Origin of the sequence: Dyella sp. S184 (assembly GCF_009766065.1) — a bacterium.
GTDB lineage: Bacteria > Pseudomonadota > Gammaproteobacteria > Xanthomonadales > Rhodanobacteraceae > Rhodanobacter.
This window is the reverse complement of the sequence record NZ_LMUE01000002.1, coordinates 1,650,871-1,676,974: the sequence shown is the minus strand read 5'-3', so window position 1 is coordinate 1,676,974 and position 26,104 is coordinate 1,650,871. Positions and strand designations below refer to the sequence as shown.

General features: G+C 58.4%; 15 protein-coding genes. 13 read left to right on the top strand and 2 right to left on the bottom strand.

Going from position 1 to position 26,104, the window contains the following annotated elements; translation table 11 throughout:
* Positions 1–372, bottom strand: a complete 372-nt coding sequence (locus GSQ75_RS07365; RefSeq protein WP_158753801.1) for a VOC family protein — start codon at positions 370–372, stop codon at positions 1–3.
* A 126-nt stretch (positions 373–498) separates the two neighbouring features.
* Here GSQ75_RS07365 and GSQ75_RS07360 point away from each other — a divergent pair, with 126 nt between their 5' ends.
* From GSQ75_RS07360 to GSQ75_RS07340, 5 genes are all read left to right on the top strand, one after another.
* Complete coding sequence (locus GSQ75_RS07360) at positions 499–888, top strand: MarR family transcriptional regulator (RefSeq protein ID WP_254058462.1); 390 nt, start codon at positions 499–501, stop codon at positions 886–888.
* A gap of 68 nt (positions 889–956) precedes the next feature.
* Positions 957–1,652: a DUF4365 domain-containing protein gene (locus GSQ75_RS07355; protein ID WP_158753799.1), complete on the top strand. Its 696-nt coding sequence runs from the start codon at positions 957–959 to the stop codon at positions 1,650–1,652.
* Between the two features lie 172 nt (positions 1,653–1,824).
* Positions 1,825–2,571: a hypothetical protein gene (locus GSQ75_RS07350; RefSeq protein WP_158753798.1), complete on the top strand. Its 747-nt coding sequence runs from the start codon at positions 1,825–1,827 to the stop codon at positions 2,569–2,571.
* A 159-nt stretch (positions 2,572–2,730) separates the two neighbouring features.
* Positions 2,731–3,615, top strand: coding sequence for an alpha/beta fold hydrolase (locus GSQ75_RS07345; protein ID WP_158753797.1), 885 nt, complete (start codon positions 2,731–2,733; stop codon positions 3,613–3,615).
* A gap of 439 nt (positions 3,616–4,054) precedes the next feature.
* Positions 4,055–4,843 (top strand): nucleotidyltransferase domain-containing protein, encoded by a 789-nt coding sequence (locus tag GSQ75_RS07340; protein ID WP_158753796.1) that lies wholly within the window; start codon positions 4,055–4,057, stop codon positions 4,841–4,843.
* A gap of 25 nt (positions 4,844–4,868) precedes the next feature.
* Here the strand turns inward: GSQ75_RS07340 and rtcR are convergent, their stop codons facing one another.
* Complete coding sequence (gene rtcR, locus GSQ75_RS07335; RefSeq protein ID WP_158753795.1) at positions 4,869–6,464, bottom strand: RNA repair transcriptional activator RtcR; 1,596 nt, start codon at positions 6,462–6,464, stop codon at positions 4,869–4,871.
* A 170-nt stretch (positions 6,465–6,634) separates the two neighbouring features.
* On the opposite strand from rtcR, the gene GSQ75_RS07330 reads away from it, so the two are divergent.
* From GSQ75_RS07330 to GSQ75_RS07295, 8 genes are all read left to right on the top strand, one after another.
* Positions 6,635–8,188, top strand: coding sequence for an RNA-binding protein (locus GSQ75_RS07330; RefSeq protein ID WP_158753794.1), 1,554 nt, complete (start codon positions 6,635–6,637; stop codon positions 8,186–8,188).
* A gap of 654 nt (positions 8,189–8,842) precedes the next feature.
* Entirely contained in the window at positions 8,843–10,087 is a 1,245-nt protein-coding gene (locus tag GSQ75_RS07325; protein WP_158753793.1) for an RtcB family protein, read from the top strand.
* A gap of 62 nt (positions 10,088–10,149) precedes the next feature.
* A complete protein-coding gene (gene rtcA / locus GSQ75_RS07320; protein WP_158753792.1) occupies positions 10,150–11,160 on the top strand; it encodes an RNA 3'-terminal phosphate cyclase in 1,011 nt (336 codons plus the stop codon).
* Between the two features lie 1,171 nt (positions 11,161–12,331).
* The gene (locus GSQ75_RS07315) at positions 12,332–24,397 is read left to right on the top strand and encodes a LysM peptidoglycan-binding domain-containing protein (RefSeq protein WP_158753791.1); all 12,066 of its coding nucleotides are present in this window, start codon (positions 12,332–12,334) and stop codon (positions 24,395–24,397) included.
* Entirely contained in the window at positions 24,394–24,654 is a 261-nt protein-coding gene (locus GSQ75_RS07310; protein ID WP_158753790.1) for a hypothetical protein, read from the top strand. Before GSQ75_RS07315 ends, GSQ75_RS07310 begins: the two co-directional genes overlap by 4 nt.
* 199 nt (positions 24,655–24,853) lie before the next feature.
* Complete coding sequence (locus GSQ75_RS07305; RefSeq protein ID WP_158753789.1) at positions 24,854–25,084, top strand: hypothetical protein; 231 nt, start codon at positions 24,854–24,856, stop codon at positions 25,082–25,084.
* 10 nt (positions 25,085–25,094) lie between these two features.
* Entirely contained in the window at positions 25,095–25,607 is a 513-nt protein-coding gene (locus GSQ75_RS07300) for a hypothetical protein (protein ID WP_158753788.1), read from the top strand.
* Positions 25,608–25,751: 144 nt separating this feature from the next.
* Positions 25,752–26,051: a hypothetical protein gene (locus GSQ75_RS07295; RefSeq protein WP_158753787.1), complete on the top strand. Its 300-nt coding sequence runs from the start codon at positions 25,752–25,754 to the stop codon at positions 26,049–26,051.
* The last annotated feature ends 53 nt before the right edge of the window (positions 26,052–26,104 follow it).

The following is a 26,104-nucleotide window of genomic DNA, read 5'->3' as shown; positions in this document are numbered from 1 at the left end:
TCAGGGCCCCTCGACGTTGTGGGGCGTGATCGTGTAACCGAACGGATCGCGAAACGCGAAGTAGCGACCGAACGGCCCATCTTTCGGTGGGAAGACGATCTGGATGCCGCGCTCTACTAGATGGGCGTGCAATTTGTCGGCGTCATCACAGCCGAACCAGATCGCGATGCCTTCGCCAAGTCGGTCAACGCGGTTGGATGCATCGACAGGCTTGCGAACGGCGAACGGTATCGGCTTGGTATCGAATACGACGGCGCCAGGCGGGCTTTTGGCGGCTGGTTTTAAGCCGACAACTTCGGCATAGAAGGTTCGTGCGGCATCGAGGTCCTCGATCTGGATGCCAATGAAATCGGGTCCGATAAGGTGGGGCATGTCTGGATTCCTTGGTTGGTTACCGTTACATTATCAGTAGGCTGATATTAATATAAGGGCACTGATATGCCAAGTGGGGCATCCCGCACGGAGTTAGGCGATCCATTCGCAACGATCGGCTTCGCCTTGAAGTTGGCGCAACAAGCGCTGCGCACGCGAATGGATAGCGCCCTTCAAGAGATCGGGCTAACAACCCCCCAATACGCGGTCCTGACCTTCCTTGACGTTGAGCCCGGTGCCTCAAATGCCGCGCTGGCGCGGCGGGCCTTCGTTACTCCGCAAACGATGCAAGGAATTTTGGTCGCTCTCGAACGAGCCGGTTTCGTCAGCAGAACGCCTCATCCGGAGCATGGCCGCGTCCAAACGACCGAGTTGACAGCAAGTGGGCGCAACGCCCTGAAAGCCGCCTCCGGCATCGTGTTAAGGGCGGAAATGTGTCTGCGGGAAGCGGCGGCACCACTCGATCCACAGGTGGTCGCCGCGATGCTGCGTCGCTTTGCAGACGCGCTTCGTTAAATGGTGGGACAGGAATGTTCCCCTTGTGGGACGCTGTGAGGGGCGTTTGCCACAACGGATGAGATGAGATGGAGTTGCCTAAGCGCGATAAAAACCATTCGCTGGAATCAAAGGCGGAAGCCGCATTCGATAAGCTCATCGCGGACTCGGGATGTTTCCTTGTTCAGAGAAGTGATCGCAAGGATTACGGGACCGATTATCAAATCGAGGTAGTCCGGGACGACATGGCCACCAACGCCCGACTTCATGTCCAGCTAAAAGGAACCGGGAAGACACCCAACGCAGACGGTTCCATTAGCGTGGCAGTCGAAATGGCCAACCTGAACTATCTCAGGATGCAGGCGTATTCCTTCTACGTTTGTTATCACGAGCCCACCGAGAGTCTGAAATTCAGATCTGCTGAGGCCGTTACGCGTCAATACCAGCGCAGCGAAAATGACTGGATGCAGCAAAACACGGTCACGGTGAACTTCATCGAGCCTTTGACGCTCTCGGTACTCGAACGGCTAGTGGTGGTCAGGCTCGATGCCAGGAATAGGCAACGCCATGATGATGATGGCAGCCGTTCCGCCGGCCGTGGTCAGTTTCGCTGGCGAAGCTGGTCAGTTGCAGAGGGATTGGTGGCCAGGTGGTTGGCGTTCGGCACCCTTCCAACGACATTGCATCGGTGGCTGTGCAACGAACGATGGCCACTTTATGGTTTCCCGCACACTGCGTGCGCGTTAAACCATAGATTGGCCACGCCCAATCCCGGCACCGTTTAACCCGCCCGGAAATGGATGCTTTCGACCCAAAGCTGACCTCGAAGCGTTTAATAATTGAGTGTCTTGGAGTTGACCTTACGTCTCGCTCGTGGAGAAGTAAGAATTTGCGCGCAGAGCTGGCTCGTCTGTTATACGCAGGATAACTCTAAGCGGTGGTGGCTTATGACTAAATATGGTTCACCTCAAGGCGGACATAGAGCTTGCCCGGATTAGCCACTTTCGGTTGTTAACTTTGCTAGATATAAAAGCGGACTCGGAGCGTGTTGTGCGCCATATCGCGATTTGTCTACTGTTCTTGCTCGCTTCCAGTTGTGTTTACGCTCGTGACGGCATGGCTTGTAATCCGAACGATACCGGGGACGCGACGCTCGTGAATGCTGTTTCTGCGCAGCAAGCAGGATCGATCGTAGCTGGGGATCCCGTGAAATTTATCGGACCGGTTTATGGTCAAGCCGCTAACTGCCAAGGCTCCTCTTGTGATGCGCGTGGCGGAGTGAATGGAGTATTGCTGCGCCAGGCTGGCTCCCAAGTCTGCGTGAGATTGCCGGGCAAAGGAAGGCTCAATACTGTTTTTGGCTGGATCCCAGCAACACGTTGGCGCAGCACTAATAATGGACCTGAGCGGCCCGATCGATGGATCGGAGTTTGGCAAAATGAGTCAGGAAAAATAACCATTCGGCTTGGTGACAGAGACCAGCTCCATGTGGTCGGTGCCGGCATCTGGGGTGGTGGGGACAACGTGCATTTGGGAGGCTTCGATATGACCGGCACACTTCAAAAAGGCGTGTTCGCGAGTGAGGCAGACGGTTGTCAAATCGCGATGCGGATTGTTGGCGATTATCTTATCGCTGCAGACAACAATCGTTGCGGCGGCATGAATGTCAGATTTAATGGCATGTATCGATTTCGGCATCAATGAAGCTCATGGCAACTGACTCAGATTCGCCTGATGATCGCGACGAAGGAAATGTCCGCTTCCGACCCGAGGCAGGCATAAACTCAGCCAGCTGAACGTCCTAAATCGAATCGGATTATCGATGTAAGTCTCGGAAACATGGATCGTGGGTTCACATATCTAATGGCTGACAACGCCCGACTCGTGAAGTGGCTGTCCCTCCTAGCGCTGATGACGCTTCTGGGAGTTGTGGGTACATGGATAGCTGGCTCAACGCTAGTCAGTCCCACACAATCGTCCATCGGAGCGCCACCATCTGACATTCCTGCTCAAGCCGTGGTGTTTCCTGATGCGTCAGGTAAGCCGATCCATGGTTGGTTTATCGCGGGTGCGAAAGGTCAAGGTGCAGTGCTCTTGTTGCACGGTGTACGCGCGGATCGGCGAGCCATGGTCAATCGCGCTCGGTTTCTGCATGCGGCAGGTTATGCGGTGCTACTGATTGACTTCCAGGCATCCGGCGAAAGTCCTGGTAAGGCGATCACCTTCGGCTATCGCGAAGCGGATGACGTGAAGGCATCGCTGCGGTATCTCCATCAACAACTACCCGGCGAGCGCGTAGGGATCATCGGTACGTCGATGGGCGCCGCCGCCATGATTCTTGCCGAACCGAATGTGGATGCAGATGCTGTTGTGCTCGAACAGGTCTATCCAACGATCCGCCAAGCCACTGAGGATCGGCTCGCTATACACATTGGGACTATGGGGCCGTGGCTAGCCCCCTTTCTGCTAGCCACCTTACATTGGCATCTCGGCATTTATCCCGACCAGCTGCGTCCGATCGACCACATAGGGCATCTGGCGATGCCCAAGCTATTAATAGTAGGTGACCGTGATCGGGACACGACCCTACCTGAATCTTACGCGATGTTTCGTGCGGCGACAGGACCGAAGGAGCTATGGGTGGTGCATGGAGCAACGCACGTTGATCTTTACGGATATGTCGGCGCTGATTATCAAATCCGTGTGCTCGACTTTTTCGATACGTGGTTGCGAAGGAGCCCGAATTGAATCATGGAGGAACCAGATGTTCGCTGCGATTCTGATCGCAATGTGCTTGTCCCGCTGTGGCAGCCTTCATGGCTTGCACTGAAATTCGTGAAGCGACTTTCAGCACGAGCGACAATACGTAAAGCTTGGCCGGTCTGGTTGGCACAGGTATGTCTAGCTGTGGCGTTTATCTTCCTTGCCGATGCGATAGGCCTTACGAATCCGGCAGGCTACATGTTTGGCATTTGCTTGGGGCTCGGTGTTCTGGGAGCTGTGATGCTGTGGCGATTCGCGTCGACGGAGCATAACTGGCATCGGCTTTGAAAGGCGATACTCATGGCGTTTAACTCGCTTCTTTGGTGTTTGCGATTTCCGCGGTCTGGCTTCGATTAAGGCGTCATGGCAGGCTCTAACCAAACGTCTAAGCGAACGCCGACTGCTCTACTCAGGTGTGAGGCCCATGATTCAACCTTCTGTGCGCGCTGAAATTGAGAGTCGTATAAATCGTGCCGAATCGGAGCATGGCGTTAGGGTCTTGCTTGCTGTGGAGTCTGGGAGTCGCGCGTGGGGCTTTGAATCTCCCAACAGCGACTACGACGCCCGATTTATCTATGTGCACCCAAGAGATTGGTACCTTTCAGTCGGACTGGAAGAGCAACGGGACGTTATTGAATATCCGATCGTCGATGATATCGACCTCAACGGTTGGGATTTGCGAAAGGCCCTGAGGCTCTTTTGGAAATCCAATCCAGCCTTCGTTGAGTGGATTCAATCGCCAATTATCTATAGGCAGGAAGGTAACTTCGCCCACTTTGTACGTGGGCTTCTGAGTACGATATATTCCTGCGAAAGTGGCATGTATCACTATCGAAGCATGGCCAAGAAGAATTTTCGTGGGTATCTGAAAGCCGATCTTGTGCCGCTAAAAAAATACTTCTACGTTTTGCGCCCTCTGCTAGCGTTTCGTTGGTTGGAACGGTATCAGTGCGCTGCACCTATCGAATTCGAAAAGCTGCTACACCTCTTGGGCGATGACGCTTCGCTGCTTGCGGACATAGATAGTTTGCTTACATTGAAGCGAGGGGCGCCAGAGATGGGATTGGCCGCGCCGGTCCCGTCGATACATGCATTCATCGAAGCGGAATTGGATCGGCTGGAGCGAGTGTCTCCGAGCAAATCCGAGGCTGCACTAGCCGTCCCTATGCTCAACGACGTATTTCGCTCCTGCCTTGAAGCGGCGTGGGCTTAGCGAATCGTCTAAGGGTGGTGCGCGGCTAAGCGCGTTCGGCAACTTCTTCCCAGGTCAACTCGAACCGAGCTAGGTATTTGCGTAGCCGGTCGGCGTCGTTGGTGGTCGAGCGCCGTTTGCGTGACGCCGCAAAGAGCATGCGTCCGGCCTCGGAGAGTGATTTGGCGTTGCGGCACGTGCTGATCACTTCACGCAGCTGAGCGTGATCGAAGCGATCTATGTCGTGCAATCGATCGCCGAGTAATCGCGCTAGCGCATTATCTTCTTGACCGCCCATCGGTCCCCACAGTCGCTTAAGACGTCCAATCTCTTCATCGACAGTTTCGATGCGTATGCGACCGGAAGCCGAAAGCGTAGCCATACGCGTTACCGAGGCACCGAGATCGCGGAAATTGCCCTTCCAGATCGCATTGGCGGATGCAGCGAATGCTAGGTACCGATCGCGCGCTTCCCGATTGAACGTCACACGACGCTGGTTGTGCTGCGCGAATCGTTCAAGCTCGAAATCAAGATTGGGTTCGATGTCTTCGGGGCGATCGGCGAGGCCTGGAAGCTGGAATGTCCATAGATTGAGTCGCGCGTACAGATCGTCGCGAAAACCGCCTTCATCAACGCGCTGGCCAAGATCTCGGTTCGTACCGGCAATGAGCTGGAAGTCACTTTCTACTTCCCTATCGCTGCCAACCGGCAGGAATCGTTTCTCTTCCAACGCGCGCAGCAGCATGGCTTGCTCGTCCGCGCCGAGTTCGCCGATTTCATCAAGGAATAGCAGCCCTTTGTTTGCCGATCGAAGCAAACCTGCGCGTTCGTTGATGGCCCCCGTATAAGCGCCTTTGACATGTCCAAACAGCGCGCTCATGGCGCCATCGCCACGAAGGGTTGCGCAGTTCACCTCGACAAAATTCCCAGGAAGCTGGTGACGCAATTTCTTAAGCTCGAAAATGCGCTTTGCAAGCTGGCTTTTCCCCGCGCCGGTCGGGCCCATAAGCAAGATCGGCGCGGCAGAACGTATTGCGACAGTTTCAATCTGCTCGATCATGTGATTGAAAGCCACGTTGCGCGTGGCGATGCCGCTCTTCAAATACGCCTGATCGGCCTGTTGCTCCTTAACGAAGCGCTCGGCAATGCGGTCGTATTTCGACAGATCCAGATCGATAACACTGTAGGTTCCGCTCACGCCCGCTGTTTGCTTACGTGGCGGAGAGGTCTGCAGCAGATGGGCGGGAAAGTGCCGGCTCTCCGTCAAGAGGAACAGACAGATCTGCGCAACGTGCGTGCCCGTGGTGATATGGATGTAGTAGTCCTCGGCCTCCGTATCGAACGGATAGCTGCGGCTGAATTCATGCAGCACCGAATAGACCGACTCGAAATCCCACGGGTCGGCGATGTAGGTATCGCGCACCGTTACCTTTGTTTCCGGCGAGACCTGCGCGATGTCGGCGCACACCTGATCGGCTGTCTGTTTATAGCGGCGTTGATCCGCGAGCAGCTCGATACGGCTGATGAGGAAGTCCTCATGCATGCCCAGCGATACCGAGGGACGCCATTTCTCCCACCGCCCGGCGCCCTGGCCGGAATCGAGCTGCGTGCCGAGAAATCCGATAACGACTTTGGGTTTCATGACGATACACTAGGATAAAAAGCTATCTATAGCTATCCGTATTTCGCAAATTAGTCAACATCGAAATCGCGTCGTTAAATATATAAAACTTTATAAATCAATAAATTAATAAGATGACGCGAACGTTGGCACGGCAACTGCACTAATGGGGAAGACAAAGGAGATTCCCCATGGCCAACACTCAACTCTTCGCCAGTCAGCGCGGCCGCTTTGTTCCGAAGGCCAATGCCTTCAACGAGGCAGGCGGCGCGGCTTACCAGCGTTCACCGGAAGCAGCCCTCGCACTCTATGCCGCGACCGGCTGCCTCAACGGCACGTTCTATAGCGATGCCGCGACGCAGCTAGCCGAGGTGCTTGGCCTATGTGAGGCGGTATCGCCGCAGTTCGTTGCACAAACCGCGCTGTACGCCCGCAAGACCGCATACATGAAGGACATGCCGGCGTTGCTGCTTGCACACCTGGCTATCCGAGATGGCGAGCTGCTCAGCAAGGTCTTCGACCGAGTGATCGATAACGGACGCATGCTGCGTAACTTCGTACAGATCGTGCGTAGCGGCGTCGTGGGACGCAAGTCATTGGGTACGTTGCCGAAGCGATTGGTGCAGCGTTGGTTGGAAAACGCTTCGATCGATGCGGTGATGAGCGCGGCAATCGGCGAGAAGCCTTCGCTGGCGGATGTCATCCGCATGGTGCATCCCAAGCCCAAGGATTCGGAGCGTGAGGCGCTGTATGCATGGTTGATCGGGAAGCCCTACAAGCAGGAAGTATTGCCTTTGAAGGTGCGTGAGCTGGAGGCGTTCAAAAAGGAGCAGGGTGATGTCGTGCCGGACCTTCCATTCCAATACCTCACCGCGTTGCCGTTGAAGGCGCAGCACTGGAAGGACATAGCGAGCCGAGCTTCGTGGCAGGCAACGCGTATGAACTTGAATGCGTTTGCGCGTCATGGCGTGTTTGAAGATGCCGCGTTGACCGCACGTACGGCAGCTCGGTTGCGCAATGCGGAGGCGATACAGCGCGCCAAGGTGTTCCCGTACCAGTTGATGACGGCATTCCGGGCCTCGTCCGCCGCGATACCGTCGGCGATCGTAGATGCGTTGCAGGACGCCATGGAAGTGGCAACCCGCAATGTGCCCAAGGTGGCGGGAAAGGTTGTGGTGGCAGTGGATGTGTCGGGATCGATGCAATCGCCGGTGACCGGATTTCGTCGGGGTGCGACGTCAACGGTGCGCTGTATCGACGTGGCGGCGTTGATTGCCGCCTGCCTGAAGCGGGTAAACGCCGATGCGCACGTGATTCCGTTCGCGGAAGCCGTACGCGAGTGCCGGTTGAACCCGCGCGACAGCGTGATGACGCAGGCGCAGCAACTGGTGGCGTTGATTGGTGGTGGTACGAAGGTGAGTGCGCCGCTTATTGAGTTGAACAAGGAACGTAGCGACGTGGATCTGCTGGTGCTCGTGTCGGACAACCAAAGTTGGGTCGACACGCGTGCGAGTGGTGGTACGGAAACCATGCGGCAGTGGGAAGAGCTGAAGCAGCGTTGCCCGAAGGCACGCATGGTCTGCATCGACCTTCAGCCGTATGTCACCAGCCAGGCCGTGGAGTCCATGGACGTGCTCCACGTGGGTGGCTTCACTGATGCGGTGTTCGATCTACTGGCGAGTGTGGCGTCCGAGGGAACGGATGCCCGTCGCTGGGTGGAACGCGTCGAGGCGATAGCGCTCTGAAACGTTCGCCCCGGTGGGAGAGCCCGCCGGGGTTGGGCCCAGAAATGACGAAGCGAATGCGCGAGGGACTACTTGGGATCAGCTGGTTCGAATCCAGCATCTCTCGCAAGGGTTGTCGCCCCGTACGCGGGCAGAATTTATATGAAGCTTTGTTTTGCAGCGAATGCAGATGGAACTACATCATTGGTAAAGCCTTCGGGCGATAGGGTTCGAATCCCGCTGCATAGCGATGTGCCACGGCATATCTCCATGCAGGATGTTTCATCACTTTTGTCGCTGCGCCTCTTTTCATGCGTCAGTTATACGTATCGGGTTTGAAGGTTGTTGCGAATGCGGGTGGACGTACTAGAAATCCTAGGTCGCGGGTTCGACTCCCGCCAATGTTGCGAAAGCGACGTTGTAGCTCAGCGGATAGAGTAAGGGTCTTCGTTCATCAATCTTTGTCGCTACAGCTCTTGAAGCAATTCTTAGAAACTAACGATTTCGCGTTGCGGCGAATGCCTGTGGAACTACATGACCTCATAAGTCCCATGTCGCAGGTTCGATTCCTGTCAATACGGCGCAAGCCGTGTTGTAGCTCAGCGGTAGAGCAGGAGTTTCACTCAAACTTGTCGCTGCACTTTTATGTAGACAGCGAGTGGCATTAACGAATCAATGGCCATTCGAGTAAGGAGAAAGACTGTGAGCACGCACTACGAAGTCATCAATGAGCCGGGCGCTGTACCGATCAAGACGTGGACGCGCGGTGTTCCGATTGAGGACGCAGCACGCCAGCAGTTGATCAACATCGCCAAGCTCCCGTTTATCCATCGCTGGGTGGCGGTGATGCCGGATGTGCATCTGGGTAAGGGTGCAACGATAGGTTCCGTCGTACCGACGGTCGGCGCGATCGTGCCGGCGGCGGTAGGTGTCGATATCGGTTGCGGCATGATTGCAACCCGTACGACGTTGACCGCATCCGACCTGCCGGACAACCTGGCCGGCCTGCGTTCCGCGATCGAGCGTGCTGTCCCGCATGGCCGCACAGTGGGTAAGCGCGACAAGGGGGCGTGGGAAACACCGCCGACGGTCGCGATCGATGGCTGGTCACAGCTTGAGCAGGACTTCCGTCGGATTGTCGAGAAGCAACCAAAGCTGGCACGTACCAATAACCTCAATCACTTGGGAACCTTGGGTACCGGAAATCACTTCGTCGAAGTTTGTCTCGATGAGGATGATCGCGTTTGGTTCATGCTCCACTCCGGCTCACGCGGCGTGGGTAATGCAATCGGCACGCGATACATTGAGCTCGCCAAGGAGGACATGCGGCGCTGGATGATCAATTTGCCGGATCAGGATCTCGCTTATCTGCCAGAGGGTAGCGACCACTTCGATGACTACGTCTTTGCCGTCGAGTGGGCGCAACGCTTTGCGCGGACCAACCGCGCGATCATGATGCAACATGTGATCGAAGCAGTTAAGCGCGTGATTCCTAAGTCATTCGATGCTTGGGCAGAAGCGGTGAACTGCCATCACAACTATGTGAGCCGCGAGTACCACTACGGCAAGGATGTGTTGGTAACGCGTAAGGGCGCGGTAAGTGCCAAGGCTGGCGAGCTGGGGATCATCCCAGGCAGCATGGGCGCCAAGAGCTTCATCGTGCGCGGCCTCGGCAACGAGGAAAGCTTCCACAGCTGCAGCCATGGCGCGGGCCGCGTCATGAGCCGTACCGAGGCGCGCAAGCGCATCACGCTCGATGAGCATAAGCAGGCCACTGCACATGTCGAATGCCGCAAGGACAGGGATGTGATCGACGAATCACCGGCAGCCTACAAGTCCATCGATGCAGTTATGGCGGCGCAACAGGACTTGGTGGAAATCGTGCATACGCTTCGCCAGGTGGTCTGCGTCAAGGGGTAAGGTGTGCCGGCTTAGGCCTGCACACTCACTAGAAAAATGGATTGAGATTCAAGGAAGTTTGAATGATTGAGATCGATGGATCGCAAGGCGGTGGTCAACTGCTTCGTACCGCATTGACCCTGAGCATGGTGACGGGAGAGCCCTTCACCATGACGGGCATCCGTGCGAAACGCAGCCGCGCAGGCCTGATGCGTCAGCACTTAACGGCAGTCGAAGCGGCGCGCCAAGTTAGCGACGCGACGATCACTGGCGCGGATCTGGGCTCGCAGACGTTGACGTTCGTTCCGCAAGCCGTTCGTGCGGGCGACTTTCATTTCCCGATCGGCACGGCCGGATCGACCACGCTTGTATTGCAGACCGTGCTGCCGGCCCTATGTCGCGCGGATAAGGCTTCAACGATTCGATTGGAAGGCGGTACACATAACCCACTAGCGCCACCGGCTGACTTCTTGATCCATACGTTTGCACCGGTTTTGGAAAAAATGGGTGTGATCGCTGATATTCGTTTGGATCGCTACGGATTTTATCCGGCTGGTGGCGGTGTGATTCATGCGCACATAAAGCCAGCCGAAACACTTCGTCCACTCCACTTGCTGGAACGCGGTGAACTACGCTCCGTGTCGGCGACTGCCTTGATTTCGAGCATCAATGTGAGCGTTGCAGAGCGTGAGCTGAAGGTAGTGGCGCGCCGCCTATCCTTAGCGGATGGTGCATTGAAGCTGCACGAAATCCGGCCTGCACTGGGTCCTGGGAACGCGTTAATCATTCGCGTCGAGTCTGAGCACGTTGTCGAAACCTTTACGACATTTGGAGAGCGTGGTGTCAGCGCTGAACAAGTTGCCGAACGTGTGTGTGATGAGGCGCAGGCTTACCTCAAAACAGGCGTAGCCATCGGTCCCTACATGGCTGATCAGCTGCTGTTGCCCTTTGCGCTAGCTGGCAGCGGCTCATTCACGACAACTTCTCCCACGGCCCATTCTAGAACGAATGCCGCGTTGATCGAGAAGTTTCTTGCAGTCCAGATTGACCACATCGAGCTAAGGCATGATGTCTGGCGCGTTGAGATCAGCTAGTTGGTGGGCCCACCAGCCACAAAACAGCGGCAAGTAAATGGCTCTGTATGTGGCTTCCTCTCAATGAGGCGCTTATTTGTACCACCAGATGTACCACCTGCTACTGCACGGTGGCGATAGAAGTTACCCGTTCCAGTCCCAAGTCAGGATCGTCAATCGGCCTAGGCTGTGAAAATGTGAGGGCCATTCGGAAAAAGGTAATTTAGGTAACCTTTTCAGATATTTTCCTAGAACACATTAGAAATCAAAGATATACGGAAAGAACAGCAAGGTAACTATATGGTGATATTGAGGTAATTAGTTACCCCTCTAAAAGGTAATTTCACCGACCAGCAAGGCCCTTATAAATCAATAACTTGTAAAAATTACCTTCAAGGTTACCCAAAGTGACCCCTGAAAGGTAACAACTAAATCCTTCAAGATTATGTACTTGGCCGCGTTTTCCGGCATGGTTACCTAAATTACCGTTTTCCGATGGCCCCTCGCTTTCTGGCGCTCATCGCCACCCATCAGAAGCCCAAAAACACCCCGCGTGCGTCGTTCTGCGTCTTGATCCGTGCCTAGTCCATAGTCGTTTGAGCGCCACACGGCGCCATGTGGAGACTGTGGATAGCCTCGTCACAATCGACTCCTGTAGGCCACGCGGGTGCGGCGGGGGGAACCGCGCAGTCTGAGTTGATGTCGGCGTCAGCCTTACATGGAGTAGCGCTGGCGTTTTGCAGGCCGAGCCTGCGTTTCGGTGTTTTGTTTTCATCTGAAAAGTGAAAATGTGTCGACCATGACCCTCCACCTTCCCCATCCAACCTCCTTGAGTAGGCGGGAAATGCTTACGATCTCAGGGGCAGTCGAGCCGAGTCGCGGAACGCAGATCGGAGGCTATGAGCGATGACATCGGGTCGCAACGCTTCCAGCGGCTTATTTTCGTGAGTGGTGTTCGGGTGGTCCTGAAGCAGTAAACCCAACCCTTAGATCGCCGCCGCAAGGCGGCGATGCGGCTTGACCGACCTAGCTGATTTCACCTCAACTTAGGCCCGCTGCGTTGGGTGCTCGCGTCCAGAGGCTGCCGGTCCCCCTAAACTTTTCCACCACTCCCCGGATAAGTCTTTAGAGGCACCGCTAAAGCGCACCGTCATCGGGCGCGGCGGACGGCTATGGATCAGGGGGAAGGACAATGGTTGCAGTCATCGCGGGTAACGGTCTGGGTCTGGGCAACACGTCGCTACAGCAGCTGGGACAGGGGCTGGGCGGGCAGGCGGCGATCGGGCAGGACGGCGTGGGGCAGTACGTCAACGCCGCCACCGGCAACCTGGTGTTGCAGACGCAGGACGAGAACCTGATCTTCGACGGCCTGTCGCTCAATGTGATGCGCACCTACAACAGCCAGGGCCAGCTGGCTGCCAACGGCGGATGGGGCTTCGGGTTCAGCCGCTCGGTCGGCGGCCTGACCGGGACGCTGGATACGGCCGGCAGCACGGTGACACGTACCGACGATGACGGCTCGGCGGTGACCTACACCTACAACACCACGCTGGGCGAGTACGTCAGCAGCGGCCAGAGCGGCGCGGCAGACACTCTAAGCTGGAACGCCACCGCCTCCACCTGGACCTGGAACGATGCGGCCGCGGCGCAGCAGGAGACGTATAGCGCCAGCGGCCAGTTGACGGCGTTGAGCGATGCGCAGACCGGCGCCAGCTACAGCTTCAGCTACACCAGCAGCCACCAGCTCAGCCAGATTGTGGCCGGCGACGGCGACACGCTGCTGTTCGGTTACAACACGAGCGGCCAGCTGACCAGCCTGTCGGTGCAGGAAGTGCCGCCGGGTCAGACCACACCTGTGACGCGCCAGCAGGTGGGCTACGGCTACGACACGCAAGGTCGCCTGAGCACGATCACCACCACCCTGGGTTCGGACACCGACAGCAGCACCGCCAGCTACACCACGACCTATACCTACAGCGGTACCAGCGACCGGGTCGCCTCGGTCACGCAGAGCGACGGCACCACGGTGAGCTACAGCTATACCGAGGATGCCCAGGGCGTGTACCAGGTGACCGGGATCACCACCGGCACCGGCGCGGCGGCGCAGACCCTCACGTTGGCCTATACCAGCGGCAGTACCACGGTTACCAACGCGCTGGGCAACACGACCACGTACCAGTACAACGCCGCCGGCGAGCTGACCGCCGTGATCGCCCCGACGGTCAACGGCACCACGCCGACCACGAGTTACACCTACGACGCCAACGGCAACCTGCTGACCAGCACCGACCCCGACGGGGCCACCACGTCCTACAGCTACGATGCCAATGGCAACCTGCTGAGCGTGGAAGACGGCGCGGGCAACACGCGCAGCTACACCTACAACGCCAACGATCAGGTCACGAGTCAGACCACCTATACCGTGCCGGCCCAGGGGACGGTCGGGCAGAGCGGCTATGTCGCGCCGAGCGGGGCGCAGACCACTTACTACGTGTACAACGCCGCCGATCAGCTGGCCTACGTGATCGACCCGCTGGGCAACGTGACCCAGAACACCTACACGACCACCGCCGGGATCAGTGTGCTCGGCAGTACCCAGCAATACCTGGGCGCCAGCTTCAGCCTGACGGGCCTATCGCCGAGCACGCCGCCCACGCTGGCGGCCCTACAGAGCTGGGTCGCCAGCAGCGCGGTGCAGAACACGCTGAGCCAGAGCACGCTCACCAGCTATACCTACGACGTGCGCGGCCAGCTGGCGACGCAGACGCAGTGGGATACCGTCAGCGCCAGCGGCGCCGGCGTATCCGATGCGGGCACGGTGGTCACCACCACCACGTACAGCGCGCAGGGGCAGCTGCTGCAGACGGCCACCCAGCGCGGCAGCACGCTGCAGACCACCGCTTACGCCTACGACGGGTTGGGCCGACTGATCAGCAGTACCGATCCGCTGGGCAACGTCACCAGCTACGTTTATACCGGTGGCACCACCGGTGCCACCCTGGCGATCACCCAGGCCAACGGGCTGACCACCACCCAGGCGACGAACAGCGCCGGTCAGCTCATCAGCAGCACCCAGTCGGCCAGTGGCCAGACCAGTCGCGTCACCACCTATGTGTATAACGCCGACGGTCAGCCGGTCGAGACGATCAACCCGGAAGGCAGCATCACCACCACGTTCTACAACCCCGCCGGGCAAGTGGCCGGCACCGTGGATCCCGAGGGTGATGTCACGGCGTATACCTACGACGGCGATGGCCACGCGATTGCCACGACGCAGTACGCCACGCCGCTGACCGCCGCGCAGCTCAGCGCACTGACCGGCAGCACCGCCTGGTCCAGTGTGCAGAGCGAGATCGTGACCAGCGCCAACGATCGCACCGCGCACGTGCTCTATAACGCGGCCGGTTTAGCCGTGGCCACGATCGATCCGGAAGGCAACGTCACCACCACCACGTACGATGGTGACGGCAACCCGATCAGCACGACGGCCCATGCCACGGCCCTGACCGCGGCGCAGCTGACCGCGTTGGGCAGTGCGCCGACGCTGGCGGCACTGCAGGCGGATCTGACGACAACGACCAACGACCGCACCACGCAAATCATCTATGACGCCGACGGTCGTGCGGTGGCGACGATCAATGCCGCTGGCGACGTCACCACCCAGACCTACAATGCCGCCGGCAACGTTGTGCTCAGCACGGCGTACGCCACCGCGTTGACGACGGCGCAACGCACGGCGCTGGGCAGCAGTCCGACCCTGGCGGCGCTGCAGGCGGATCTGACGGCCAGCAGCGCCAATCAGGTGACATCCAACTATTACGATGCGACCGGTCGCGGGGTGGCGCAGGTCGATGCGGACGGCTACCTCACCACCACCTCGTATAACCAGACCACGAATACCACCACGACGACGCGCTATGCGACCGCGCTGACCGCCGCGCAGCTCAGCGCGCTGACCCCCAATGAAAGCGCAGCGACCCTGGTCGGTCTGCTCGGCAGCAACACCGCCAACGAGCAGAGCAGCGTGACCGATAACGCCGATGGTCAGGTGGCCAGTAGCACCGCCATCGACGGTACGGTCACCACCTATGCCTACAACAGCGTGGGCCAGCTGTTGACCACCACGGTGACGCCGACGGCCGGTCAAGGCGCGGCGCGCATCACCAACGCTACCTATGATGCGTTCGGTGACACGCTGACCAGCGTCGATGGCAACCGGGCGACGACGACCTATACCTACAACGTGCTGGGTCAGCGTGTCAGCGCGACCGACGCGGATGGCAACAGCACCTACACCTACTACGACGCCGACGGGCGCGTGCTGTATACCGTGCAGGGCCAGCCCAGCGGCAGCTCGCTCAACGTACTGGGTAATGTGACGAGCTACAGCTACAACGCGTTTGGCCAGGTGGCGAGCACGCAGCAGTACGCCAGCCAGCTGACGCTGACCGGCGGCACCAGCAGTGGCACCACCCTCAATCCGGCCACGGCGACCCTGGCGCAAGTGGCGACGGCGGTCGCCGCGCTGCCGGTGTCCGCCAGCGATGCCAACGGCCTGACCATGTATACGTATACGCTGGACGGGCAGGTCGCCAGCCTCACCAACGGAGACGGCTACCAGACCGCCTACGGCTACGATGCCTTCGGAGACCAGATCCAGGTGCAGCAGCAGCTTAGTGCACCGGGCAGTGCACTGAGCGCCAGCAACAGCACACTCACCCAGGCCACGTACAACGCGCTGGGCGAGCAGATCGGCCAGACCCAGGGCGTGGGCAGCACGGTCGCGAGCAGCACGTCGAGCACCTACGATGCCTTCGGACGGCTGAGCAGTACGACCGACGGCAACGGCAACACGATCACGTACGGCTACGACAACCTGGGCCGTCAGGTGAGCACCAGTCAGACGGTGCAGGGCACGGCGCGGACCACGCAAACCAGCTACAACGCCTTCGATCAGGTCCTCACGCAGACCGATGCGCTGGGCAATGTCACCCGCTACCAGTACACCCCGGCCACGCACACCGCCGTCGTGACCACGCCCGATGGCGTGACGATGACGACGGTGAAGGATGCCTATGGCGACACCGTCAGTGTCACCAACGGCGCCGGCGACACCACGCGCTACACCTACGATGCGGATGGGCAACTGCTCACCACCACCGATGCGCTGGGCAACGTCAGCAGCGAGGCGTACGACGCCGACGGCGACGTGATCCAGACCACCGATGCGACCGGGCACCTCGTCACCTACACCTACGACGCCAGCGGCCGAGTGCTGACCCAGACGGTCGATCCGGCGGGCCTGGCTCTGACCACGACCTATGACTACGACGGCGAGGGTCGCGAACTGAGCGTGACCGACCCGACCGGCACGGTGACGACCTACGCCTACGACGCGGACGGCAACACCCTGACCCAGGTGCAGGATGCCGGGGCCGGTCACCTCAACCTCACCACCACCTCGACCTACGATGGCGAGGGCAAGATCCTGACTGTCACGTTGGGTGCCGGCACCAGTGCCGCACGCACTACGCAGTACGCGTACGACAACCTGGAGCGGCTCAGCCAGCAGATCGTCGATCCGGGCACCGGCCATCTCAACCTCACCACCAGCTACACCTACGACGCCAACAACAACCTGACCAGCGTCACCAACGCCGATGGCAACGTCACGCGCTCCGTGTACGACCAGGCTAACGAGAAAATCTTCAGCATCGATCCGACCGGCGCCGTGACGCAGCTGGGGTACGACGCGGATGGACAGGTGACGTCCACCCGCAGCTATGCGACGGCACTGACGTCGACCCAACTGACGGCTTTGGGCACGGCGCCTTCGATCGCAGCGGTCACCGCCGACCTCGTCACCAGTACCAGTGACCAGGTGTCCTACACGGCGTACAACACCGACGGGCAAGTGGGTTACACCATCGATCCGATGGGCAACGTCACCGAGACGCGTTATGACGCGGCCGGACGCGTGAGTGAGACGTTGGCTTACGCGCAAGCCGTGAGCGTCACCGGGAGCTTGTCGACGGCGCTGCAACAAGGCAGCGCCTTTGGCTCGATGGCCAGCGCGATCAGTGCGGCTGGCAATACCGATGCCAATGCCGAAGCGACCTTGTACCTGGTCGACGCCGATGGTCATACCCGTTTCGTGGTGCAGCAAAACACCGTCAACGGACAATTCGTGGGACTGGTCAGCGAGCAGCGTTACGACGCGGCCGGGCGGGTCATCGCCAGCATCGCGTATGGCAGCACGTTGCCGCTGTCGAGCAGTGCGGCACTGACGGCCCAGCTGACGACGGCCAGTGTGGCCACCGCGGTGGCCAGCGCACCCAGCGAGATCACCCAGAGCGTTTATGACAACGCCGGGCATCTGCGCTATACGATCAACAGCCTCGATCAAGTGACCGAAAACCGGTACGACAACGACGGACGTGTCACCGAAACCCTGGTGTATCCCGGTGCAATCACGGTACCGGCGACCCTCACCGTCGCCAACGTGGCCCAGGCGGTCGTGGCCGCCAATACCATCGGCTACATCGGTAGCAACCCGGTCATCAACGAGCGGTATTCCACCACGACCTATGACGCGGCCGGACGGGTGGTGAACACCGGCGACTGGAACGGCCTCAACGCCAGCTACACCTATGACGCGACCGGCCTGCAACTCACTCAGACCAATCGCGACGGAAACCAGACCGTCATCACGTACGATAAGGCCGGCCGCAAGATCCTGGTGCAGTCGCCGCAGGTCGAGGTGGCCAGCGACAACGGCAGCGGTGTCTTGCAAGCACCTACCTGGCAATACCTGTACACGAGCTATAGCTACGACGCGATGGGGAACGTCACCACGCTCAACCAGGGCTCGGGCACCAGTCCCAGCGCCATCACCAACCTCAGCACCACGACCTACACCTACGATGCCGACGGACGTCAGACCCAGGCGGCGTATCTGGATGGGGTGCCGCCGTACTCCACGAGGACGTTCTACAACACCTTCGGCCAGACGGTGGTCACCGAAGACGGCAACTTCAACTACCAGTACAACGTGTACAACCTCGATGGCGAGGTAGCGTACGCCGTCGATGCCGATGGGTATGTCACCGGCGCCAGCCACGACGCCTACGGGAACACCACGGCGGTCACGCAATACGCGACGGCGCTGAACACCGGCGCGATCACCGGCTGGAGCGCGGGGCAGCCGTTGACGATGGCGCAGCTGCAGCAAGGACTGGTCACCTCCAGCAGCGATCGCACCACCACGACCACCTACGATCAGCGCAACCAGATGATCGAGGTGCAGCAGTCGGCGATTGCCTACGCCTTGGGTGTGGGCGTGCGAGATATCGGCTCTGCGATGGTTCCGGCCCAGCCGACCACGACCTACACTTACGACGCTTACGGCAACCGGACCAGCAGCTCTACACTGCTTCAGGAAGCCGATACCGAACAGACGATTCCCCAGCTCAATACGCCCGCCATTTGGGCGACGACCTACACCTACTACGATGCCCTGAATCGGGTGGTGATGAGCATTACGCCGACCGGGTTGTACACCGCCCCGCAAGGCTATGTAACGCAAACGTCGTACGACGGTTTCGGCGAGGTGTCCTCGACCACCCAGTACGCCAACGCCATCGCGACCAGCGCCGTGACGACGGCCGCGCCTCCTTCGACACCCGTCACAAGCGCGTACGATCGCACCAACATCTATAGTTACGATCACCTCGGCCGTGTCACCAACGAAACCAGCACCGGGACCTATAGCGATGTCGGTGGCACTGCCGGCATCGCCACCGGCAGTAGCGTGACGACATGGACCTACGACGGTGAAAACCGAGTACTCACGCAAACCGTCAACGGCGCGACGACGACGACGGCCTACGATGCCGCCGGTCGTGTGATCAGCGTAACGGCGCCAGCGCGTCAGGCGCTGGTGAGCAACTGGGCCACCCTGCTGGAGTCGACGCCCGGGGACGATCTGACCAGTGCGGCGCTGTACACCACAGTCAGTCCGGTCACCAGCTACGTTTACGACGCGCTCGGCCATGCGCTGAGCACCACCACGTCCACCGGTTTGCAAACGCGTCAAACCTTCGCGACCTACGATAGCCGTGGCAATGTGCTGAGCTATACGGACACCGCCGGCAATGTGCAGACCAACACGTACGATCGCGACGGCCATTTGCTCACGCAAAGCTACCTGCTGACCAGTAACGGTGCTTCGAGCACGGTGACCACTTCCTATGTCTACGACAAGGACGGCCAGCTGACGACCACGGCGGTGCAGCGCAGCGGCCAAAGCACGTACGACAGCTACACCCAGACGCAGTACAACGCCTTTGGCGAAGTGGTGGCTCAGGGCGACAACAACGGTTTTGAGGCGCAGTACACCTACAACAACGTGGGCAACCTGATCAGCGCCACGGATCCGACGGCCGGGGCGATTCAGACCTACATGTACGACCTGGCGAACCATCAGGTAACGGAAATGACGGGCCCCAGCTCGCCTACCTTAACTGGCACGAACGATCCTTTCGGACAAATCATCCAGCAACAGGCTACCAGTACGGGCACGAACCCAACCTGGACCGCCACCACGATCGATTTGGGCGGACAAACACTTCAACAGCTCACCGCAAGCGATAACATCAATGGTGTCGACCAAGCCATCCAGTTGACCCACGACCGCTGGGGCAACGTCACCTCGATGACCGACGGCAACGGCAACGTCACGCAGTATGTGTACGACGCCCAGAATCAGATGATCAAGGAAATCGAGCCGACCGTGACCGTCGTGTCGGCCACCGGGGTCAGCAGCACGGCGACGCCGACCAAGAACTGGTACTACAACGTCATGGGCCAGCTGATCGGTTCGACCGATGAAAATGGCAACCAGACGTGGAATACCTACGACGCGGCAGGCAACCTGATCAGCACATCGGACCCGGCGAGCGGCGACAAAACCTACACGGCCTACACCTCGATCGGCATGGCGGTCGCGCAGGAAACGCCGCCGGTCAATACCGCCAGCGGCACGCAATCGCATATCACGACCACCAGCTACAACATGCTCGGTCAGGTGACCGGCGTGGGTGATTTCGTGCTCAATGCCGCCGGCACGGCGCGCACGGCCCAGCAACAAGAGACCTACGTGCTCAATACCAATGGCGACCGCATCCAGGTCACCGATGGGTTGAACAACACGTCCTACTATACCTACGACAGCCAGCATCGGGTCTTGCAGAGCCAGACCGCGTTGCAGCATGCCAACGGCCAGTCACAAACGTATACCTACGACGTCAACGGCAAACTGATTGCACAGACCGATGCCATGGGTCACACCCAGAGCTGGGTGTACAACTACTTTGGACAGGTGCTCAGCCATGTGGATGAGAGTGGCGCGACCACCACGTACACCTACAGCCCCACCAACGGGCTGCTGACCACCGAAACCAGCAACTGGACGGCGAACGGCCCGGCCGCGTCGGTGAACTCCACGCTGAACTTCCAGTACATGGCGGACGGTCAATTGGAGCAGTTGAGCCAGACCGTGGGTGGCGTGTCTTCCACGTATACCTATCAATACGACGCCAACGGCAACGAGACGCAGGAGACGGACACCACCCAGGACGGCAACGGGCAGGCCATCGTCGTCACGACCGCAACGACCTACGACAGCCACAACCGCATCAGCTCGGTGGTGGAAACCAGCACGCAAACCGCGCCGCCTACCGGGACGGTCCCCACCCTTACCCTCAACTACACGTACGATGCCGCGGGCAACCGGCGCGAAGTGACGGCCGTCACGGGCACCGGAAGCGGCACCGGCGCGACGGTGGCGGACTGGTTTACCTACGACGCGGATAACCGGGTGCTGGTCACCAACGGTAGTCTGGTCAGCGGCCAGATCCTGGTCACCAGTACGGCCGGCTCAGCCCAGAGCACTTATGACGCGGCCGGTGATGTGTCGATCTACAGCACCGTCAATGCGTCCGGACAAACGCTCAGCCAGAAGAACACCTACGATGCCCGTGGCGAGTTGACCATGGTGCAGACGCAATCGACGCCCGGCGGCACGTACGCGCCGTATGAAACCCTCACTTACGACAACGACGGCCATCTGACCAGCGAGGTGACCTATAACCTGCCCGGTCATCAGAGCGCAGGCACCTTGGCCAACGGCACGTTGGTTTCCTTCAGCGATGCCGGCTGGGTGGCCAGCGACACGATCTACACCTATGACGCCAGCGGTGACCTCACGGATGTCAGCCTGTATGCGGAAAATACGGGGCAGAACCTGGTCAATGAGTACGGCACGGGCGTGGCCACGAGCGCCTACGCCACCCTGGATGCGTCGGTACCCACCACGCTGCCCACGGTAGGCAGCAACCTCTTCGGCGGGTTGTTCCTGGCCACCGAGACCAGCTACGCGACGGCCACCGGGGGCTACGGTTACGACGCCGACGGCAACGTGACGGGCTATAAAACCATCACCACTAGCAATCTGGATCAGACGGCGCGCACGGACAGCTACTTCAACGGCTATGTGCTGCAGAACACGGAGCTCAACCTCAAGACCACCGCCAGCACCACCAGCGGCACGTACCAGCCGTCGACCAATACCAACACCTACAACGATCTGGGCCAGGTGACCAAGGAGGTCACCACCGTCAGTGGCGCCGCGCAGACCTATGCGATCGCGTACACCGCCGACGGTCAGATCCTGGCAAAAAACACCGTGGGGGTGAATGCCAAGGAATACGCCTACGTCAATGACCAGCGCCTGGCCGGCTACAACAATATGGGCGACATCAATCTGGCCAATACCTCCAGCGGCTTTAGCAACAGTGTCCTGGGCAGCCAGAACTATACGGTACAGGCCGGTGACACCTTGCAGTCGCTGGCGCAGGCGATCTACGGCGACGCGAGCTATGCCTTCATTTTGGCGCAGGCCAATGGCCTGCAGGTCGACGCCTATCCCGTGGCCGGCACCGTGCTGAAAATCCCGCAGGTCACCACGCATGCCAACGGGTCGAACACGGCCCAACCGTACTCCGCCAGCGCCATCCTCAACGGCAACGCCTCGGCGTCCACGACGACGGCGCAACTCGTCACCAACGCGATCTCTTCGTTATTGCAGCAGCAGGCGCTGGCCAATCCGATCATCCAGCAAATCGAGTCGGAGCAGCAGCTGGAAGCGGCGGAGGAAGCCAAGGAGCAGGCGGAGGCCGAGGCACAGCCGCAGACCAATGCGACGGCGACGGCCGCGTCGTCGTCGTTGATCGCTACGGCCCCGGATACACCCGAGCCTGCACTCGGTCAAAGTGGTGCTTCCGGATCGACGGCTATCGAAGAAGGCGGGAGAGGGTCGTACATCGCCGCCACCCTGCGAGAGGACCGGAACGAGCGACCGTACACACCGGCCATGATGGACTTGGGAAGTGAAGATACGGGCGGTAGTGGGGGCGTCGACGATGATACTGACGACGACTATGACATGTCCGACTATGACGACGAAAGCGACTCGAGCGACTTTGGCAACGACGACTCGAGCTCTATAGATGACACGGACCCCGGCGACTCTTCTGAGTCAGCAGGCCAGCAATACGAAGACAATTTAGATGCTCTTTCCAATACTTATTCAAGCGATACGACAGTCGACTATGGGATGATGGCTGATTTTGGCGTTGCGGGTGACTTCAGTGCTGGTATTGGTGCCGTCGGGCAAGGCGATTACAGCGACTTTGACGCTGGTGATGGTACGGATGCGACCGCGGTAAATTCGTTTGGAGATACCTACACCATCAACAATATGGTGGGGAGCCCCAACGGGGCTGGTGGCTGGATGAATGGCTCGGAGACTGGCGACGGTGGCGGCGGTCCCAACGGGGATTTCGATACGGATCCGGGTAATCCGATCCCGAGCATTGACGGGGATAGCGTGGGCAACCCGGTCAGCTCAACGACCAACTACGATCCGAACAATGTGCTGGCCCAGTACAACGGGGCGGGCTATGCAGGTCTTTTGACAGGGGGATATGGGAGCAGCTACTCCAGCGGTGATGGCACAAGTAATTCGCCCGACATAGCCTTTTCGGGCTTGCCATTAGCGGGACACGCTGGTGCTTATGTGAACTACTTTGTGTCCCCTGATGGCGATGAAGGAGGCGGCATTGGCGACTCAAATGCGGGTGGCGAAAGCGCGACATCTGATATTGGCGTCAATGGTTGGCCGATCGTGGGTCAAAAAATGGCGCCCAATCAGACCATGGAGGACGTCAGCCAGGCGCCAACAGTGCAAGTGACCGCAACAGCTATCGATGATTCCCTCTCGGCGCCTGGCGAAACAAGCTTTGACTATATGAGTTTGTCGAAATACTTCATGAGTCCGGCCATGAGCCAGGCCATGAGCCAGGCGCATGACATCGACGTGCAGTTGCAGGACGTGCGACCCGGCAGCGCCCTTTGGACGGCGTTGAAGCAGCAGCAGGCAGCGCTGAACCTGTCGAGCAGTGACCCGTCGATAATGGCCCAAGGGCAATTGACGGCGATGGAGCTTCAGATAGATCAGCAGGTGCAGGCGACGCAGGACGACAGCGGCGCGCTGATGTCACAAGTCGGGCCAATACCTGACAACTCGGCACAGCAGAGACAGCTAGCTGCATTGGGGATGTTCATGCTCGCTACGAGTATTCCGGCCATGGTGGGCGGCACTCCGGAGTCGCCGGGTGTCGTGGAGCCGCCAGCCGGTGGCTTGGAGCCGGTATCATGGCAAGCTCCAAATGAAGCAACCGTTGCGCCTGATGTTCCAAACTACGTAGCTACAGGCAATGCCGCGCCTCTAAGTTATGACATTTCTAACTGGGGAGCTTCTGGTCTTCCATCAAACGGCTACTTCGCTCGAACATTGAATGAGCAGGACGCGTTTTCGTTGATACAGGGTGACCAAATCAGCTTTGGTGGCATGCCAACCGAAGGGTATCCGAACGGCATGGGATTCCTTGGTTCTGCAGAAGAAGTGAGCTCTCTTAATACGGGTGCTGACTATGCAAATAGTCTGAATTTGACATATCAACCAAAATACCTGCTCGAATTTCAATTGCAGGATCCTGCTGGGCTGCAAAATGTCTTAGAGGCTCCTTACGAGGAGTTCGTTCCAGGTGGAAAAACGGCTAGTGGATTCTCGGAATGGAACTATCCGGGCATCAATTCAAGCCAAATTGTTAATTGGCAATTGAGGGCGTTCAAATGATCCCGCTGAAAGTTAAATGCCTTAACGGCGCACAAAAGCAGATTGATATGAGCACTCTAAAACGAGTGGCAAAAGGTGTAAGCCAAATTCACCCGGGCTGGAGCAGTACATTGACCTTCTCAGAGGAGCTGAGTGCATTCGTGGAACTTTCCGGAGCGCCGCCAGATATCAAGGGAAATAGTGAAGGGGCCTCTAATGAAGTAGATGACGCATACGCAAAACACGTGTACGGAAAGACTCGTCAAGATGTTCCTTAGTGATCTTCGGACATAGCTGACTAAATTTGATGTTCCAGACACAACAGCTGCTGGTAACGTTCAACCTACGGGATCTTACATAGAACTCGGAAGCGACGAGTCGGCGGCAGCGCAGCGCGCATACAGCCAAGCATTCAATAGCCAAAACAGTTTGGTTATCGGGCGTCTCGAGGATACGGCTGCGGGCGCCGATCTCGGCATGACAAGCTTGAATGAGCCGAACTGGACGATTAACGTCAATGACGCGTTCATCCAGGGAGGTGTGGATGCGAACCAACCCTTCTATTTGGGATCAAACATCTCGATAAGCAATCTGCGCTCGGGCGATCCAATCTATCCAACCACAGTATTTTTCCGTGAGCTCCAGCAGCTTAGGGGCGCTGGATACTATCAAGAAGGCAATTACATGTTGCCGCCCAAAGGAAACTGAGGAAATTTCAATGAGCTCGAAAGAATCGGTAATTGAAGCTTTAAATTGGCTCGGAACAGTGAGCACTCGGTTTCGTCCAAAAACCTCTGAGGTGATTGACAAAGGGTTGTCCATCGCGACTTCGTTTGAAGCACTATCGGCGCGCGACCGCATATCTGTTCAAGAAGGTCTGCCTCCTTTGCTACACAAAAAATTGTTTGCACTAAGTGGGTTCATGGCGGAAGCGGCGATAAACGAGCGTGATCCGAAGTGGATAGAAGCAGCCGTCTGCTTACATTTGCTGGAAGACTTTGGCGTGGACTATCGTGAAAATTTTCGCTATCTCGTTTTGGTGACATATGCTGCGAAAAAGATAAACATTGATTTTAAGGAGGTCATAGAAAGAGTACTTCCTATCGCCTCCATGAGATCCAAGTCTTACCTTCTGGACTTTTCAGGGAGGAGTGATAGCGTCAATAGCCTCTCTTCCTTTGGGATAAAGGAAGAGATTTTTGGCAATAAGTCGCAATTTGTGCCCGTGTAATAGTTCCAAACGCGGGAGCCGATGCGGCGACGACATCTGCTGCAGCTCCTGGTTCTCAGATCCTGTACCGAGGTACTGCAACTCAGACGACACAGTTTTACTCGGACGTTGCGGCGACTCCAAGGAGTGGATGCATCGAACAGCATGATCGATAATGCGCAGAACGAAGGTTCCGTCTCTTATCTGTTTGAGAATCACGCAGCGCAGCTTCCAGGGTCACCCTACATAAGCATGAGTTCTGCACAGGAGGTCGGGGAGTTCTTCGCCAGAGGGCCGGATGGCAATCAATCTGGGTACGTTACTGTTTTCCAAGTGCCAGAGAATTTTGCCCAGCCTAATTTCGAAAACGCGGATCCGTGGGAGCGAGAGTATCTGGCGCCCACGCAGATCCCGGAACAATACATACTTCGCCAGTATCAAGTAACGCCGCAAGGTACGCCATGAAATACAACATGATTTCAGCTGCATTCGAGAATAAAGGGGACGTGGCTAATTAA

Excerpts from the sequence above, each read along its gene's own strand:
- GSQ75_RS07305 (WP_158753789.1), top strand. The coding sequence starts at position 24,854 with ATGACAAGCTTGAATGAGCCGAACTGGACGATTAACGTCAATGACGCG.
- GSQ75_RS07300 (WP_158753788.1), top strand. The coding sequence starts at position 25,095 with ATGAGCTCGAAAGAATCGGTAATTGAAGCTTTAAATTGGCTCGGAACA.
- rtcR (WP_158753795.1), bottom strand. The coding sequence starts at position 6,464 with ATGAAACCCAAAGTCGTTATCGGATTTCTCGGCACGCAGCTCGATTCC.
- GSQ75_RS07315 (WP_158753791.1), top strand. The coding sequence starts at position 12,332 with ATGGTTGCAGTCATCGCGGGTAACGGTCTGGGTCTGGGCAACACGTCG.
- GSQ75_RS07355 (WP_158753799.1), top strand. The coding sequence starts at position 957 with ATGGAGTTGCCTAAGCGCGATAAAAACCATTCGCTGGAATCAAAGGCG.
- GSQ75_RS07310 (WP_158753790.1), top strand. The coding sequence starts at position 24,394 with ATGATCCCGCTGAAAGTTAAATGCCTTAACGGCGCACAAAAGCAGATT.
- GSQ75_RS07345 (WP_158753797.1), top strand. The coding sequence starts at position 2,731 with ATGGCTGACAACGCCCGACTCGTGAAGTGGCTGTCCCTCCTAGCGCTG.
- GSQ75_RS07325 (WP_158753793.1), top strand. The coding sequence starts at position 8,843 with ATGGCCATTCGAGTAAGGAGAAAGACTGTGAGCACGCACTACGAAGTC.
- rtcA (WP_158753792.1), top strand. The coding sequence starts at position 10,150 with ATGATTGAGATCGATGGATCGCAAGGCGGTGGTCAACTGCTTCGTACC.
- GSQ75_RS07295 (WP_158753787.1), top strand. The coding sequence starts at position 25,752 with ATGATCGATAATGCGCAGAACGAAGGTTCCGTCTCTTATCTGTTTGAG.
- GSQ75_RS07350 (WP_158753798.1), top strand. The coding sequence starts at position 1,825 with ATGGTTCACCTCAAGGCGGACATAGAGCTTGCCCGGATTAGCCACTTT.
- GSQ75_RS07330 (WP_158753794.1), top strand. The coding sequence starts at position 6,635 with ATGGCCAACACTCAACTCTTCGCCAGTCAGCGCGGCCGCTTTGTTCCG.
- GSQ75_RS07365 (WP_158753801.1), bottom strand. The coding sequence starts at position 372 with ATGCCCCACCTTATCGGACCCGATTTCATTGGCATCCAGATCGAGGAC.
- GSQ75_RS07340 (WP_158753796.1), top strand. The coding sequence starts at position 4,055 with ATGATTCAACCTTCTGTGCGCGCTGAAATTGAGAGTCGTATAAATCGT.